At 46.6% G+C, this 14,376-nt stretch carries 12 protein-coding genes; 7 read left to right on the top strand and 5 right to left on the bottom strand.

Annotated features, from left to right (window positions below; translation table 11 throughout):
• Positions 1 to 8: 8 nt before the first annotated feature.
• Complete coding sequence (locus ACQ4M5_RS20990) at positions 9 to 1,505, top strand: pseudouridine synthase (protein WP_430677631.1); 1,497 nt, start codon at positions 9 to 11, stop codon at positions 1,503 to 1,505.
• Between the two features lie 3 nt (positions 1,506 to 1,508).
• On the top strand, positions 1,509 to 2,057 hold the full coding sequence (locus ACQ4M5_RS20985; RefSeq protein ID WP_430677630.1) for an NUDIX hydrolase: 549 nt from the start codon (positions 1,509 to 1,511) through the stop codon (positions 2,055 to 2,057).
• Here the strand turns inward: ACQ4M5_RS20985 and ACQ4M5_RS20980 are convergent.
• Complete coding sequence (locus ACQ4M5_RS20980; protein ID WP_430677629.1) at positions 2,054 to 4,084, bottom strand: CHASE2 domain-containing protein; 2,031 nt, start codon at positions 4,082 to 4,084, stop codon at positions 2,054 to 2,056. The genes ACQ4M5_RS20985 and ACQ4M5_RS20980 overlap by 4 nt on opposite strands.
• 98 nt (positions 4,085 to 4,182) lie before the next feature.
• The gene (locus ACQ4M5_RS20975) at positions 4,183 to 4,335 is read right to left on the bottom strand and encodes a hypothetical protein (RefSeq protein ID WP_430677628.1); all 153 of its coding nucleotides are present in this window, start codon (positions 4,333 to 4,335) and stop codon (positions 4,183 to 4,185) included.
• Positions 4,336 to 5,186: 851 nt separating this feature from the next.
• On the opposite strand from ACQ4M5_RS20975, the gene ACQ4M5_RS20970 reads away from it, so the two are divergent.
• The 5 genes from ACQ4M5_RS20970 to ACQ4M5_RS20950 are packed head-to-tail and all read left to right on the top strand — an operon-like array spanning position 5,187 to position 8,023.
• Positions 5,187 to 6,506 (top strand): D-alanyl-D-alanine carboxypeptidase, encoded by a 1,320-nt coding sequence (locus tag ACQ4M5_RS20970; protein ID WP_430677627.1) that lies wholly within the window; start codon positions 5,187 to 5,189, stop codon positions 6,504 to 6,506.
• Positions 6,507 to 6,833 (top strand): DUF4258 domain-containing protein, encoded by a 327-nt coding sequence (locus ACQ4M5_RS20965; RefSeq protein ID WP_430677626.1) that lies wholly within the window; start codon positions 6,507 to 6,509, stop codon positions 6,831 to 6,833.
• Positions 6,826 to 7,047, top strand: coding sequence for a hypothetical protein (locus ACQ4M5_RS20960; protein ID WP_430677625.1), 222 nt, complete (start codon positions 6,826 to 6,828; stop codon positions 7,045 to 7,047). The genes ACQ4M5_RS20965 and ACQ4M5_RS20960 overlap by 8 nt, the downstream gene beginning before the upstream one ends.
• Before the next feature lie 52 nt (positions 7,048 to 7,099).
• Positions 7,100 to 7,468: a 2Fe-2S iron-sulfur cluster-binding protein gene (locus ACQ4M5_RS20955; protein WP_430677624.1), complete on the top strand. Its 369-nt coding sequence runs from the start codon at positions 7,100 to 7,102 to the stop codon at positions 7,466 to 7,468.
• Between the two features lie 3 nt (positions 7,469 to 7,471).
• Complete coding sequence (locus ACQ4M5_RS20950) at positions 7,472 to 8,023, top strand: Uma2 family endonuclease (protein WP_430677623.1); 552 nt, start codon at positions 7,472 to 7,474, stop codon at positions 8,021 to 8,023.
• Here the strand turns inward: ACQ4M5_RS20950 and ACQ4M5_RS20945 are convergent.
• The 3 genes from ACQ4M5_RS20945 to ACQ4M5_RS20935 form a co-directional block, all read right to left on the bottom strand.
• Entirely contained in the window at positions 8,020 to 9,909 is a 1,890-nt protein-coding gene (locus tag ACQ4M5_RS20945) for an ABC transporter ATP-binding protein (RefSeq protein WP_430677622.1), read from the bottom strand. The two genes, ACQ4M5_RS20950 and ACQ4M5_RS20945, sit on opposite strands and share 4 nt — an antisense overlap.
• Positions 9,910 to 9,981: 72 nt before the next feature.
• Complete coding sequence (locus ACQ4M5_RS20940; protein ID WP_430677621.1) at positions 9,982 to 10,938, bottom strand: asparaginase; 957 nt, start codon at positions 10,936 to 10,938, stop codon at positions 9,982 to 9,984.
• 189 nt (positions 10,939 to 11,127) lie between these two features.
• Positions 11,128 to 14,343, bottom strand: a complete 3,216-nt coding sequence (locus tag ACQ4M5_RS20935) for an efflux RND transporter permease subunit (RefSeq protein ID WP_430677620.1) — start codon at positions 14,341 to 14,343, stop codon at positions 11,128 to 11,130.
• Positions 14,344 to 14,376: the final 33 nt, after the last annotated feature.

The following is a 14,376-nucleotide window of genomic DNA, read 5'->3' as shown; positions in this document are numbered from 1 at the left end:
TCGCATAAATGTGTAGAAAGATTGCTGAACAGGGTTCGACGTATTGGTATGAGGGAATTTGTCCTCGATCGCAGAAACTTTTAGGCTTACCCCGCACGAAATTTGTTGAAGCGATCGCACAAGATTTAATGCAAGAACTCGCCGCAGATGAGCGGTATTCTCGCGAAGGTAAAATGTACGGTGTTCTACTGGTAGAAACGGCTCAAGGAAATCAACAAATTCTTAAAGCATTTTCGGGATTGTTGAATGGTAAAAGTGTTGTGGAAGGTTGGGTTTCACCGATTCCGGGGCGCGATCGAGTTCAATTAAACGAATCAATTACATTAACACTTCTGGAATCTCTAAAAAATCAAATCATTCAACTCAATAAAATTCCTGAACGGGAACAGTATCAAAAACTATCTGAAGAATACAATGAAAAGCTAAATCAATTATCAGAAATACATAAACAGCGAAAATTGAAGAGGCAAGAACGAAGACAAGATTTTAATCAGTTTGAACTTGATGAACAAAGTAAGCGGGATGGAATTGAAAAACGAAATCTGAAACGCGATCGCAATTATGCTCTCGAACCTCTGAAGCAGATTATTGATCAAGCTGATGAACAAATTCGACAACTGAAGCAACAACGCAAACAACTCTCTCAGCAACTCCAGTCAGAAATGTACGATAGTTATCGCATTACTAACTTTGCAGGAGAAACACGATCGCTCTCCAGTTTATTAACATCAATGCCGACTGGAACTGGAGAATGCTGTGCTCCAAAGCTTCTACATCATGCAGCAACTCATGGATTGAAACCGTTAGCAATGGCGGAATTTTGGTGGGGTGAATCGGTTGGAGATAAGATTCAAGGCGAATTTTATGGAGCTTGTATTGAGCGATGTCAGCCGATTCTCGGATTTTTGCTCTCAGGATTACCGTCGATCGAGATTGTGTACGAAGATGATTCGATCATTGTGGTGAATAAACCTGCTGGATTGCTCTCAACACGAGGGCGATACGGACAAGATTGTATTCTCGATCGCTTCTCTGAGCTATTAATCCCAGTACATCGATTAGATCAAGATACATCTGGATTATTAATTCTTGCTCGTGATACAGAAACTTATAAACAGTTAAGTGAACGGTTTCAACAACGCAAAATATATAAAACTTACGAAGCAGTATTATCCAAAGAAATCACACAAACAGAAGGCACGATCGATCTACCTTTGTGGAGTGATCCAAACGATCGACCGAAACAAAAAGTCGATTACCAACGTGGCAAGGCTTGCATTACAAACTTCCGAGCATTAGAACCAACGCGCATTGAGTTCTATCCAATCACAGGAAGAACCCACCAATTGAGAGTTCATGCTGCCCAGGGACTCGGAGCCGCGATCGTAGGAGACCGACTTTACGGCGACCCAACCTCGACTGAACGCTTACATTTACACGCTCGCGACTTACAATTTATCCATCGCGGCAAGACGATCGCGCTTAAAACCATTACGTCTTTCTGAAAGATGAAACCTTCGACTCAAGCTATTATTCAAGCGATCGAGCTTCATTCCCCGATCGACCCGACCGAATCCGCTCACAAAGCCACAATTCTCGATCATTTCAAACAAAGCGCTGACCCAATGGATTCGTTCTGCTTCGAGCCAGGACACGCGACTGGAAGTGCTTGGGTGATGGCAAAAGACACACAGCAATTTGCTTTGATCTATCACAAAACACTCGATCGCTGGCTACAACCCGGTGGACATGCAGAACCCGAAGAACCTGATCTGCTCACCGTTTCGCTCAGAGAAGCCGAAGAAGAACTGGGAATCAAACTCGATCCCACTCAAGCGACGCTACTTGATTTGGATGTGCATCGCATTCCAGACACGAAGAAATATCCTAGCCATTTGCATTTCGATTTTCGCTATCTGTGCCTGACTGAATTTCAACCCTTATATGCCGCGACCGATGCCGATCGAGCAGAATGGTTCTCACTCGATCAACTTCAAAAGATGCAGCTTGATCCCGGCATTGAGCGGATGATTCAGAAATCGATCGCGCAATTCTAATACATCAAATTCGCTTCAGGAGTCGGAGCAGTTGCAGGCTCGATCGACAAATCAAACCAAAATGTCGTGCCCACATTCGGAGTACTCTGCACCTGAAGCTTTGTCCCCAACAGTTGAAGCAATTGCTGGCTGATTGATAATCCTAACCCTGAACCTTTTCCCGATCGTCGTCCGGACTCCGTTTGCATGAACGCTTTAAACAATGATTCCATCTCATGTTCTGCAATGCCAATTCCAGTATCTTCTACCTGAAATCGCAACGACCTTGCACTTAAAGAAGAGACTCGTAGCGTAATACTCCCGTGATGTGTAAATTTCACCGCATTCGTTAATAGATTCATCAACACTCGTCGAATCTTACGCTCATCGGTTTGAATCCAGTCTGGTAGATCGGGAGCACAGTCTAAATCGAATTGGATACGTTTCTCGATCGCTTGCGGCTCGAACATTTCCAATAGATTGTACAATAGCTGTCTGAGTGACATTGGCTGCGTTTCAGCCGTTTCTGCCTTAGCTTCAAGCTTGGCTAACTCTAAGACTTCATTAATCAGATCGAGCAGATGTTCTACGCTTTGATTAATCACCGATAGACGCTCTTTCTGTTTCGATGAAAGCGTCTTGTCGTAGCTCATCAATTCACTGCTACTGAGAATGATTGAAAGCGGCGTTCTCAACTCATGATTCACATTCGCCAGAAACGTCGTTTTTGCTCGATCGGCGCTTTCTGCTTCTTGCTTTGCTCTATTTAACTCAATGTTCTGCTCTGTTAACGCTTGGGTTCGCTCTTGTACTTTTTGCTCTAGTGTTTTTGCATATTCTTGTAGCGTCTCATGCGATCGTATTAATGATCGCCAGAGCAAATATCCCCGCGTTGTCACTGCGACGAGCATCATTCCAATTAGCGGAGCCACGATCGTAATCCACCAACCGGATAGAAATAGCCCATACGCAATGAAAATTCCTGCGATCGTGACTCCGATCATCCAAGCCAGAGTACGATGCGGTGCACGAAATCGCGTTCCCAACACGATTCCGATCCCCAACCACATCCAGCCCCAAATCGTTTCAATCCATTCTGGAACGCCCCGTAAAATTGGTCTGCCGTTTAAAGCTGCGCTAAGCAACTGACTGGTAAAATCCGCATGTACTTCCACGCCAGCCGAAGTCAACTTTGCCGAATTCGTATACGGCGTGAAAAAGCGATCGTTCAAACTCTCCGCCACCGAACCGATCAAAACAATCCGATCCTGCATCAATTGGGCAGTCACTCGATCGTTCAACACATCGCTAAAACTCACCGATGTAAATTGCTGCTGCAAATTGCGAAAATTCGCCAGCAGTTGAAACCCACCAATGTCCGCACGAACATATCCTCCCGCATTCGGTTGCAAAGGCTCCAATCGTGCTTTGCCAAGCTGAATCACTCCATTCTCAAGAGGATTTGGCTTGATTCCCTGAGCCTTGAGATACTCCAATGCCAAGCGAGTTCCCAAAGTCTCGATCGTGCGACTTTGTTTGCCCCAAATTGGACCGACCCGCAACGATAAAAGATTGCGACGCACTTTCCCATCCGCATCCAGTACCAGATCACTCGCGGCAATCTGACCCTGCTCCCGCAAAATTGGCGGCGGATCAACCGAGGGCATGTTTGCACCGCTCAACGTTTTCTCGACCCCGATGAGATTGGGAGTTTGCTGATAGATAGTCCGAAGCGCATCGTGTCCGGGTTCTACCGGAAGATTGCGATAGATATCCATGCCAATCACACGCGGTTTTTGCTGCCGAATCTTTGACAATAGCGATGCCAATTGAGCATCTGGAATCGGATAGCGTCCAACCTCATTGAAATCAGACTCATCGATCGTCACAATCACAATTCGAGAATCGACGGTTTCCGGTGGACGTGCCCGAAACCATTGGTCGAGTGCCATCAGTTCCAACGGTTGGAATGCACCCGAAACTTGCAATCCGATCACGGCTGTTGCAACGGCGATCGCGCTGATTCCAACCCCTACCCACTGCCGCACTGGTTTCAACTACTCCCTAGCCTGAAAACTGTTGTGATTCCAACCTGTTAAAAACTTTAGGGCAGTGTGATTCTATTGTCTACTGAGGAGATTTGAAATTACGATCGCGATCCGCCACCAACGGTTCCACTCGGAGCACCGGAACTGGGCGGTGGCTCAATTTGGGCATGAACGGGAGAAATCGAAGCGAAATGAATTCCGAAGCACAAACTCAGACCACAGGTAGCGTTAACCAATTGAATCAGGGTCATTTTTTTACAGTATCTAAAGGTTAGGCAGTTGAGAAATTGGGGGCAATCTCTTAAAAATTTGGGCAGCAGTCTTTGATGTCGAGTCGTAGAAGCTCAGCAGAATTCCTCAACATCAATTCAGGGAAAAGAACTGGGAAAAACGAGCGAGTTTCGAGAGAAGAAATAGAGCAATTTGTAGTTCACTGGTGAGCGCGTGCTGCGGTCGAAATCAAAATACAATACTGTACTGTTTCTTATCTCAGTGATCACACTTAGAATTCGGATAAAATGTAACAAGCTTCTTTAAAGTAATGATGCAGTTTGTGTGAAGCATGTTTATAGGAATAAACAGTCGATCTGCAAGGCTTCACTGCATTATTTTTGGCGCGTTTTAGAATTTGGTATAAATCTGCGTGTTTCTTTGTAGGCAGATCTATTGGAGTCGAATGAACAAGATTTATGGTTCAAGTTCCGCTTAAATTTTCTTAAGAATTAAAGCGTTTGAATGATTATATTTAAGCGAGAAAATACAACGTTCACAGATCTATAAAGTATCAATGAATACTATGAAAAATAAAAATTATTAATTGCAATTCAGCACTCAATTATGAATGTTCTTACAGGATGTTTTAAAGGGATTGAGAGACCCATCGCTGCGATTGCATCCGCACGTGATTGCAAATCACGGTCTATCGGGGCGAAACCCGTTCAAACGGGTTGAAAGCCACTCGTCGCGATGCTCTAGTCCGTTGGAAACGGACGGATGGGCAATCAACGATTACCTTTAAAACACCCTCTCAGAATGCCGATCGCGAACTCTGTATTTTCCAAAATAAGTTAAGCTGAATTCCGATTCTTCGTTCAAATGTTCTATGCGTTACTCTGCTTCTGCCTTGTTTGTGAGTTTGCTGCTAATGGTCGGCTGTTCGACTCCTGAAGCGGCAAAAGAGCCGATCGCTGAAAGTCCAAAGTCAGAAGCAGCCCGCAATCTCGTCATTCCTCCGACTCTACCTTCGGCTCCGTTAGCGATCGCGCCCACCACTCCAGATGCGAACACAAGCGCGATCGTTCAACAATATCTTTCAAAAATCGGCTATCCCCAATCCGCACAAGGGATCTGGATTCAGACCAGCGATCAGCTTTTAGCGAATCATCAAGGTACGACTCCTCTTTCTGCGGCATCTCTGACAAAAGTTGCCACCTCACTCGCGGCACTCCAAACTTACGGAGTCGATCATCGATTTCAAACCGTGATTGGAACCGATGGCACGATCGAAAACGGGATCGTAAAAGGTAATCTGATTGTTCAAGGTGGCGACGATCCCTTTTTTGTTTGGGAAGAAGCGATCGCGCTTGGAAATGCACTCTCACAGCAAGGCATCAAACAGGTAACAGGTGATTTAATCGTCACAGGTCGCTTCTTTATGAACTTTGAGACCGATCTCGGCAAGTCTGGCACATTGCTCAAACAAGGCTTGAACGCGAGAACGTGGTCAAGTGAAGCGATCGCACAATATGAGACGCTACCCGCTGGAACTCCGAAGCCGCAGATTGCGATCGCAGGTTCAGTCAAAGTCGCTTCAAATCCGCCCAGCTTTAAGACGATCGCACGACATCAATCGTTACCGCTGCCAGAATTGCTGAAGAAAATGAATCGCTTTAGCAACAATGCCATGTCAGAAATTGTGGCAAGCTCGATCGGAGGTGCGAAAGTGGTTTCCCTTAAAGCTGCACAAGCCGCAGGAGTTCCGCAAAACGAGGTGGTTTTAGTCAATGGATCGGGATTAGCAGTCGAGAATCGAATTTCTCCACGCGCTGTCTGTTCGATGTTTTTAGCACTCAATCAATTGCTTAAACCTTCCAATATGACGATCGGAGATATTTTCGCGATCGTAGGAACGGATGAAGGCATTCTCGAAGGGCGGAGGCTGCCTACTGGACTGGTCACAAAATCTGGCAGCTTGAACGAAGTGAGTGCATTAGCAGGAGCATTACCGACTCGCCAAAAAGGAATTGTTTGGTTTGTGATCATGAACGGAGGCGGCGCGAACCTAGAAGGATTTCGAGCAGGACAGGAGGGATTGGTGACTCAGCTTGCAAATCAGTGGGGTAAAGTTCCAACGGTTCCGGCTGAACTAGCGGCGAATCGCGATCGAGCGAATCCCAAATCGGTGATTGAGAAAGCAAATTAAATGCCGCCATTAATTGAAGCAATTCGTCAAAAGTTTGCTGTTGAGCAATTTGAATTCTCTAAACATGCCACCGATCAATTGATCGTGCGGCGAATTCAAGTGCAAGAAATTAGAGAAGCGATCGTGAATGGACAAATCATCGAAGACTACCCGAACGATAAATACGGTCCAAGCTGTCTTATCAGTGGTCTGACTCAAAACTGCCGCCCGATTCACATTCAGTGTAGCTATCCATCTCGTGCATTGATTAAAATTATCACTGTGTACGAGCCTGATTCCGATCAATGGAATGACGATTTCACCCAGAGGAACTCCCGCGATGATTAATCCGCAAGAAATTCTAGTTGAGAAACAGGTGACTTATACACTTCATGTGAATGGGCAAGTCTTTATGATTCAAAATGTTCCTGCTCGTGTCAATGAAGAGACAGGAGAACAATTCTTTGCGCCTTCAACTGTGGAGCGTTTGCAGCAAATCATCTTAACTGGACAAGAACCTGATTATTTCACTCAAATTCCTGTCTACAACTATGTAGCCTGAAATGTGATTGCAAAAAGTTCTACAGTGAATAGAGAAGATTCAAAACAGTATCATGACTGAGTTTCATACCGTTCGAGTTTATCATCGTCAAAAAGACAAGTTTTATACCTTCCAAGTACCGAGCGATCGCTATATTCTTCAATCTGGCGAAACTCAAGGAGTTGAACTCCCTTTCTCCTGCCGAAATGGGGCTTGTACAACCTGTGCTGTGCGAGTTTTATCAGGACATTTAGAACAACCGGAAGCAGTGGGATTGTCACCAGAATTGAAGCAGCAAGGCTACGCACTTCTATGTGTGAGCTATGCAAAATCAGATATCGAAGTCGAAACGCAGGACGAAGACGAAGTGTACGAACTGCAATTTGGTCGCTTTTTTGGTAAAGGTAAGGTGAAACGTGGGTTGCCTTTAGATGAGGAGTGAGTCATGAGTGTGTCGATCGCGAAATGGACACTGGATGAATATCATCAGATGATCGAGGCGGGGATTTTAGACGATCGCCATGTGGAATTGTTGCGAGGAGAAATTGTCGAAATGCCGCCAGAAGGAGAACCTCATGCGTTTGGCTCCAATGAAGCGTTTAAGTATTTGCTAAAACTCCTAGATGGTTTAGCAGATGTTCGTAGCGCGAAACCAATCACTCTATCAAACCAATCAGAACCGGAACCGGATTTAGCAATTGTTCAAGACCTTGGACGAGAGTATCTCAATCACCATCCGTATCCTGAGAACATTTTTTGGGTGATTGAGTATTCCAATTCCAGCCTCAGTAAAGATCTTGAAATTAAACGCAGAATCTATGCTGAAGCTGGAATTCGCGAATACTGGATCATCAATCTGAAAAAGTTAGAATTAATTGTGTTTCGTGATCCGCAAAATGGCGATTACTATTCAGAAATGGTGCTAACCACGGGAACGATCGCGCCCGTGGCTTTTCCAGAAATTCTGATTTCGGTCGATCGCATTTTGAACGGTTAAGCCGATCTCTGTTGCTGGCGCTCTCGAATTCGATCGAGTGATCCGATCGGAATCGCTGAAATTAGCTGACGAGTGTACAGTGTTTTCGGTTTGCGGTAGATGGTGTCAGACGTGCCAATTTCTTCGATTTTGCCGCGATTCATCACGATAATGCGATCGCTCATGAATTTCACGACGCTCAAATCGTGCGAGATGAAAACGTAAGTTAAGCCAAACTCAGACTGCAATTCCTTCAGTAGATTTAACACCTGAGCTTGAACTGAGACATCGAGTGCAGAAACCGACTCGTCGCAGATAATGAATTTGGGATTGAGGGCAAGCGATCGAGCAATACAAACCCGCTGCCGCTGTCCTCCAGAAAATTCATGCGGATAGCGATTCATCCATTTCGGATCAAGTCCCACCCGCTGCAAGAGATATTCAACTCGTTGCTTGAATTCCTTACGGTTGCCTCGTCCATAAATCAGCAGAGGTTCCATCACCGCATCGCCAATGTTCATTCTCGGATCGAGTGAACTGTAAGGATTCTGGAAAATAATCTGAGCATCCCGCCGTAGTTGTCGAATCCGACCTTTCGAGAGCTTTAGAATGTCCTCGTTTTCAAAGAAGATCTTTCCTTGTTTCGGCTCGATCAATCGAAGTAACGTCCGCGCCAAAGTCGATTTACCACAACCCGATTCGCCCACCAACCCAAGCGTTTCACCCGGATACACATCGAACGAAACATCATTCACCGCCATCGTGTAGCGCTTGGTCTGACCAAACACCCCTCGAATCGGGAATGCGACTTGCAAATTCTGAACCGAAACTAATGGCTCTTTCTGTTGAAGCGTTTTTAAGCGTTGAGCAAATTCTGTTTCGCTGATTTCTTCTGCTTCCGCCAGTGCCGTATCGACATCCCGACGTTTTGCTTGAATTAGTTTCTCTCCAGTCGGCAGCATCGAGACTTCCATGAAATCCGAAACTGTTGGCAAAAATCGTAATCGTCGATCGGGCTGCGGGCGGCAAGTGAGCAACCCTTTCGTATAGGGATGCTTCGGATTTGCAAAAATGTCTAAAACCGAGCCATATTCAACGATCTTGCCTTCATACATCACCGCGACATCATCCGCGATTTCTGCAATCAAACCGAGATCGTGAGTAATGAACATCATCGCCATGCCACGCCGATCGCGCAATTCCCGCAGCAGATCCAAAATCGTCGCTTGTACCGTCACATCCAGCGCGGTAGTCGGTTCGTCTGCAATTAGCAACGTTGGATTACACGCGATCGCCATTGCAATCATGATCCGCTGCAACTGTCCGCCCGATAGCTCGTGAGGATATCGATCGAGCATTGCGGTTTTGCGTCGATTAATTTCTTGATCGAGTTCAGCTTGGCTCGGTTGCTTCTCACGCTCTTCGAGGATAAGCCCTTTCAGTTCTTCATCTGATGGCAATACTCGAACTTCTTGCAGCAACGAAGCCGCCCGACGACGCGCCTCGGATTGTGAAATCTCTTGGTGTTGCCGAATGGCTTCTACTAGCTGAAATCCGCAGGTATACACCGGATTGAGCGAACTCATTGGCTCTTGGAAAATCATCGAAATCTTTTCGCCCCGATATGCCTGCATTTGCTTTTCAGGCAGGGTGAGAAGATCCACAGGCTCTTGATCGTCTTCGGACTGAAACCAAATCTCTCCGCCCGTCACTCGTCCTGGTGGATTTGGAATCAATCGCATGACTGCCAGCGATGTCACCGATTTCCCTGACCCTGATTCGCCCACAATGCCGAGCGTTCGTCCACGTTGCACTTGAAACGAAATACTGTCAACCGCTTTCACCACTCGTTCATCGGTCTTAAATTGAACTTGAAGGTTACGGACGTTCAGGATAGTGTCGCTCATAGGTTCTGGCAAGTCAGGGAGGAGATGATTAATTCTAGCAACGCGATCGCACAATATAAGGTTCCTGACGCACTAAAGCATCGATAAATCCCCTGCGACTTCTAATCGTTTGTAGCGTCCCAAATTAATATAGGTTTCAGAAAGGTTTTCTGCGATCGACGGACTAATCCAACCCATTTGGCGTAGAACGTGAATGGCGATCGCATATTTCGCTCGTTTCGCGCCGTCCATGACTTTGATTGCAAGTCCCATTCCTTCTCCCACGCGCCCAATACATTGAACGCCTTCTGCGCCTGATTTGCTCACGAGTTCACCCTCAGTCAGCCGCATGAGTTCGGTATCAAATTCTCCTTCGCCTGCAACCATTGTGGGGTGATGCGTCATGGCTCTGAGAATCCGTTCCATGTCCAAATTCCCGCCCGATGCGAGTTGGGCATAGAGCCAAGCCAGTTGACGAAGCTGCATAAAATAAGTCGGTGCGCCGCAGTCGTCGCGGGCGGGAATAAACTCTTCAGCCGGATTTTTCAAAAATTCCGCCAGCTTGCTTAGAATCAACTGCTGAACTGGGTGATTGTAGTGCAAATAATTATTCAGCGGATAGCCTAACTGCTGAGACACTGCCAACATTCCCGCGTGTTTTCCAGAGCAGTTATATTGCAGCGGACTTTGTTTGCCCTCTGGAGTTGGGCACTGAAGCGCAGTCGGATCAACATCAGAACGCCAGAGAATATTAAACACTTGGCGAACTTGCTCGATCGTGCCTTGATGCGAACTGCAAATAATTGCTAAATCTCGATCGGTTAAATTAAATCGTTCGAGCGTTCCTGATGCCGTAACCGCGATCGCTTGAAATGGCTTCAAGACTGATCGAGCGAACGTTGCGGTTTCGGGATTGCCTGCACATAAAAGCAAGCGTCCACGATCGTCACAAATGACCGCTTGAGCATGATGAATCGATTCTGTGATCCCTTCGCGCAGTAACCGGACTTCGAGTTCTGCGGTGGCTTGAATTTTTCTTCCCCTAGTCATGCTTAGAAATCTAACACACCCGAATGAAGGCGGCTCACTCGCGTTAAAAATCGAAATAACGAAGAGTGGGGAGTGGGGAAGTGGGGAGTGGGGAAGTGGGGAGTGACTATCGCTTTACTCCTCTACCCCCTACTCCTCTACCCCCTACTCCTCTACCCCCTACTCCTCTACCCCCCACTCCTCTACCCCCTAGTGTCCGTCGCGTTCCGATCGACTCAGTGCGGTTTCTCGATCGACAGATTCCGCTCCATTCCCATCAACCAAGACAGGTCTTGCAGGGCGACGAATTCGATCTTCGAGCGATTTGATTACGATATACAGCACCGGAACGATGAACAAGCTGAGGAAGGTCGCAACCACCATACCACCGACGATCGCAGTTCCCAGGGATTGACGAGCAGCGGCTCCAGGTCCAGTTGCAATCACTAGCGGTAAAGCTCCGATCGCGGTTGAAATTGCCGTCATCAAAATCGGTCTTAACCGTTCTCGACCTGCGGAAACAACCGCGCTGGCGATTCCTTTTCCGCGATCGCGTTCTTCATTCGCAAATTCGACAATCAGAATCGAGTTCTTACTTGCCATCCCAATCAGCATGACGAATCCAATTTGGGTATAAACATCATTCGCGGTTCCTTTAAGCAAGACTGCGAGTAATGCACCCAAAATTGCTAAAGGTACAGTCAGCATGATGATAAACGGATCAATGTAGTTCTCGTACTGTGCGGCTAACGTGAGGAACACAAATACGATCGCTAATCCGAAGATAAAGACTGCGGCTCCACCAGATTCGATCTCTTCAAGCGACAGTCCCGACCATTGGAACCCAAAGCCTCTTGGCAATGTTTCTTGGGCGACAGCTTCCATTGCTTGAATCGCTTGCCCTGAACTGGTTCCGGGTGCAGGTGCGCCATTGATCTCAACTGAGCGGAATAGATTGTAGTGAGTAATGATCGAAGGACCATTCGTTTGACTCACTCGCACTAAGTTACCCAGCGGAATCATGCGGGGAGTTCCACCATTCGTTGGAGTACTGCGAACATACAAGCGTTTGATGTCATCAGGATTCGATCGAAATTGGCTATCTGCTTGAACATAGACGCGATACGCTCGGTTGAACTGGTTGAAATCATTGATATACGCTGAACCGAGGAAGATTTGCAGCGTGTTGAAAATGTCTTGCAGAGAGACTTGAAGTTGATTCGCTCGATCGCGATCGACTTCGATCGAAATCTGCGGCGTGTTTCCATTAAAGTTCGGACGCAATCCGGTTAACTGTGGACTTTGCGCGGAAGGATAAGCCTCAGCCCGATTGAGGAATTTTCCTAGTGTTTCACCGAGCGCGGGAAAGCCAAGTCCTGTTCGGTCTTGCAGGTGGAATTCAAAACCGCCAAAGTTTCCGATTCCTGGAACCGCAGGCAAGTTAAACGGCAATACTACCGCTTCTTGAATGGCTGCCATCTTCGGGAACAATCCCGTCGGTCTAGGGAAAAATCCACCAATGACCGCTTGAAGTGATTGATTCGCTCCAGTTCTTTCTTCCCAAGGCTTCAGAGTTGTGAAGATCAATCCATTGTTCGGAGTCGCTCCACTAAAGCTAAATCCACCAACTGCAAAGATATTTGCAACTTCTGGTTGAGCTTTGAGAATTGCTTCTGCTTTTTCTAAAACTCGCTCCGTATAGTCCAGCGAAACCCCTTCAGGAGCTTGAACAACAGTAATAAATACACCTTGATCTTCATCTGGGATAAAGGCTTGCGGCACAAAGTTATACACAAAATAGGTGAGAACTAACGCGCCTGCAAAAAACGTGAGAATTAAACTCTTACGGCGAACCGCTTTATCGAGGTTTCGAGCATAGCTATCACGAGTTTTATCGATCGCCCAATTCACCCGCCTGAAGAACCAATGATTATTCGTACTCGGTCTGCGTTTAAGCATCAATGCCGATAACATTGGAGTAAAGGTCAGCGCATTGAATGTAGAAACTAGAACCGAGAATGCGATCGTTAATGCGAACTGTCGATATAGCTGTCCGGTTGTTCCTGGGAAAAATGCCACAGGCACAAACACAGTAATGAGTACTAATGAAGTTGCAATCACAACTCCAGAAAGAACATTCATGGACTCGATCGCGGCTTCGAGCGGTCGTTTTCCTTCTTCCTGAATGCGTCGAGTAATGTCTTCGATGATCACGATCGCATCATCCACAACCAGACCTGTTGCAAGTGTTAGTCCGAACAGCGTCAGGGTATTAATCGAAAAGCCGAGTACTTTAACGAAAATGAAGGTTCCGAGAAATGCGATCGGAATGACGATCGAGGTAATAAACGCTGCTCTCCAATCTTGCAAAAAGAGAAACAGAATCAGTACCACTAGAACGACTGCTTGAATGAGCGAAGAAACAACTTCTCTCGCGCCTGCATCAATAAAAGTTGTCGTATCGAATGCAACCTCATATCGCAGTCCTGGAGGGAAACTTGCTGATAGAGTCTGCATCTCGTCTTTGACTGCTTTCGCTACATCGAGTGCATTACTCCCAAATTGTTGGTTCACACCTAATCCAACGCCTCGGTGAGTCACCCGATCTTCAGTCGTAAATCGCAACAATGAACCATAGTTCTCGGCTCCGAGTTCTGCACGTCCGACATCTCTTAATCGAACCAGCGTTCCGCCCGTCGATCGAATCACCAGATTGTTGAATTCCTCAGCATCTTTGAGTCGTCCTTGTGCTGTGACCGAGTATTGATACTGCTGTCCTGGAACTGCGGGAGCTTGTCCAATCTGTCCGGCTCCCACTTGAATGTTTTGCTGCTGAAGAGCAGTGACCACATCTTGAGGAGTCAAAGTCCGACTCGCCAACCGTTCTGGATCAAGCCATAACCGCATTGCATAAGTTCGTTCACCGAAGATCTGAACTTCGCCCACTCCTTTGATTCGACGAATTGCATCTGCTAGATACAGATCGGCATAGTTACTCAGGTACAAATCATCGTAAAGGTCTTGATTCTTCTTCTCATCCCGCTCGGAATAAAGCCCGATCGCAAGCAGAAAGTTATTGTTCGCTTTAGCAACCTGAACTCCGGTTTGGGTCACAGGTCCCGGCAAGCGAGATTGCACACTAGACACTCGGTTCTGAACATCGACGGCTGCTAGATCCTGATTCGTACCGAGATCAAAGGTCAAATTAATCTGACTCACACCATTGTTCGCGCTGGTGGATTTGATGAATTTCACACCATTAATCCCGTTCAGTTGTCGCTCCAGAATGTTCGTCACTGTAGATTCGACCACTTCCGCATTCGCGCCCACATAGTTCGAGGTTACACTCACTTGCGGTGGAGCAATGTCTGGATACTGAGCTACAGGCAAGGTCGGAATACAAGCAATCCCTAACAGCGTGATCATGATCGAACACACCGTAGCAAATACAGGGCGCTT

This window comes from Leptolyngbya sp. AN10 (assembly GCF_050565645.1).
GTDB lineage: Bacteria > Cyanobacteriota > Cyanobacteriia > Leptolyngbyales > Leptolyngbyaceae > Leptolyngbya.
This window is presented reverse-complemented; position numbering and strand designations above follow the sequence as displayed.

What these genes read in the sequence shown, in the direction of transcription:
- ACQ4M5_RS20990 (WP_430677631.1), top strand. Translation starts at nt 9, where the DNA reads ATGTGTAGAAAGATTGCTGAACAGGGTTCGACGTATTGGTATGAGGGA.
- ACQ4M5_RS20985 (WP_430677630.1), top strand. Translation starts at nt 1,509, where the DNA reads ATGAAACCTTCGACTCAAGCTATTATTCAAGCGATCGAGCTTCATTCC.
- ACQ4M5_RS20975 (WP_430677628.1), bottom strand. Translation starts at nt 4,335, where the DNA reads ATGACCCTGATTCAATTGGTTAACGCTACCTGTGGTCTGAGTTTGTGC.
- ACQ4M5_RS20970 (WP_430677627.1), top strand. Translation starts at nt 5,187, where the DNA reads ATGCGTTACTCTGCTTCTGCCTTGTTTGTGAGTTTGCTGCTAATGGTC.
- ACQ4M5_RS20965 (WP_430677626.1), top strand. Translation starts at nt 6,507, where the DNA reads ATGCCGCCATTAATTGAAGCAATTCGTCAAAAGTTTGCTGTTGAGCAA.
- ACQ4M5_RS20960 (WP_430677625.1), top strand. Translation starts at nt 6,826, where the DNA reads ATGATTAATCCGCAAGAAATTCTAGTTGAGAAACAGGTGACTTATACA.
- ACQ4M5_RS20955 (WP_430677624.1), top strand. Translation starts at nt 7,100, where the DNA reads ATGACTGAGTTTCATACCGTTCGAGTTTATCATCGTCAAAAAGACAAG.
- ACQ4M5_RS20950 (WP_430677623.1), top strand. Translation starts at nt 7,472, where the DNA reads ATGAGTGTGTCGATCGCGAAATGGACACTGGATGAATATCATCAGATG.
- ACQ4M5_RS20945 (WP_430677622.1), bottom strand. Translation starts at nt 9,909, where the DNA reads ATGAGCGACACTATCCTGAACGTCCGTAACCTTCAAGTTCAATTTAAG.
- ACQ4M5_RS20940 (WP_430677621.1), bottom strand. Translation starts at nt 10,938, where the DNA reads ATGACTAGGGGAAGAAAAATTCAAGCCACCGCAGAACTCGAAGTCCGG.
- ACQ4M5_RS20935 (WP_430677620.1), bottom strand. Translation starts at nt 14,343, where the DNA reads ATGATCACGCTGTTAGGGATTGCTTGTATTCCGACCTTGCCTGTAGCT.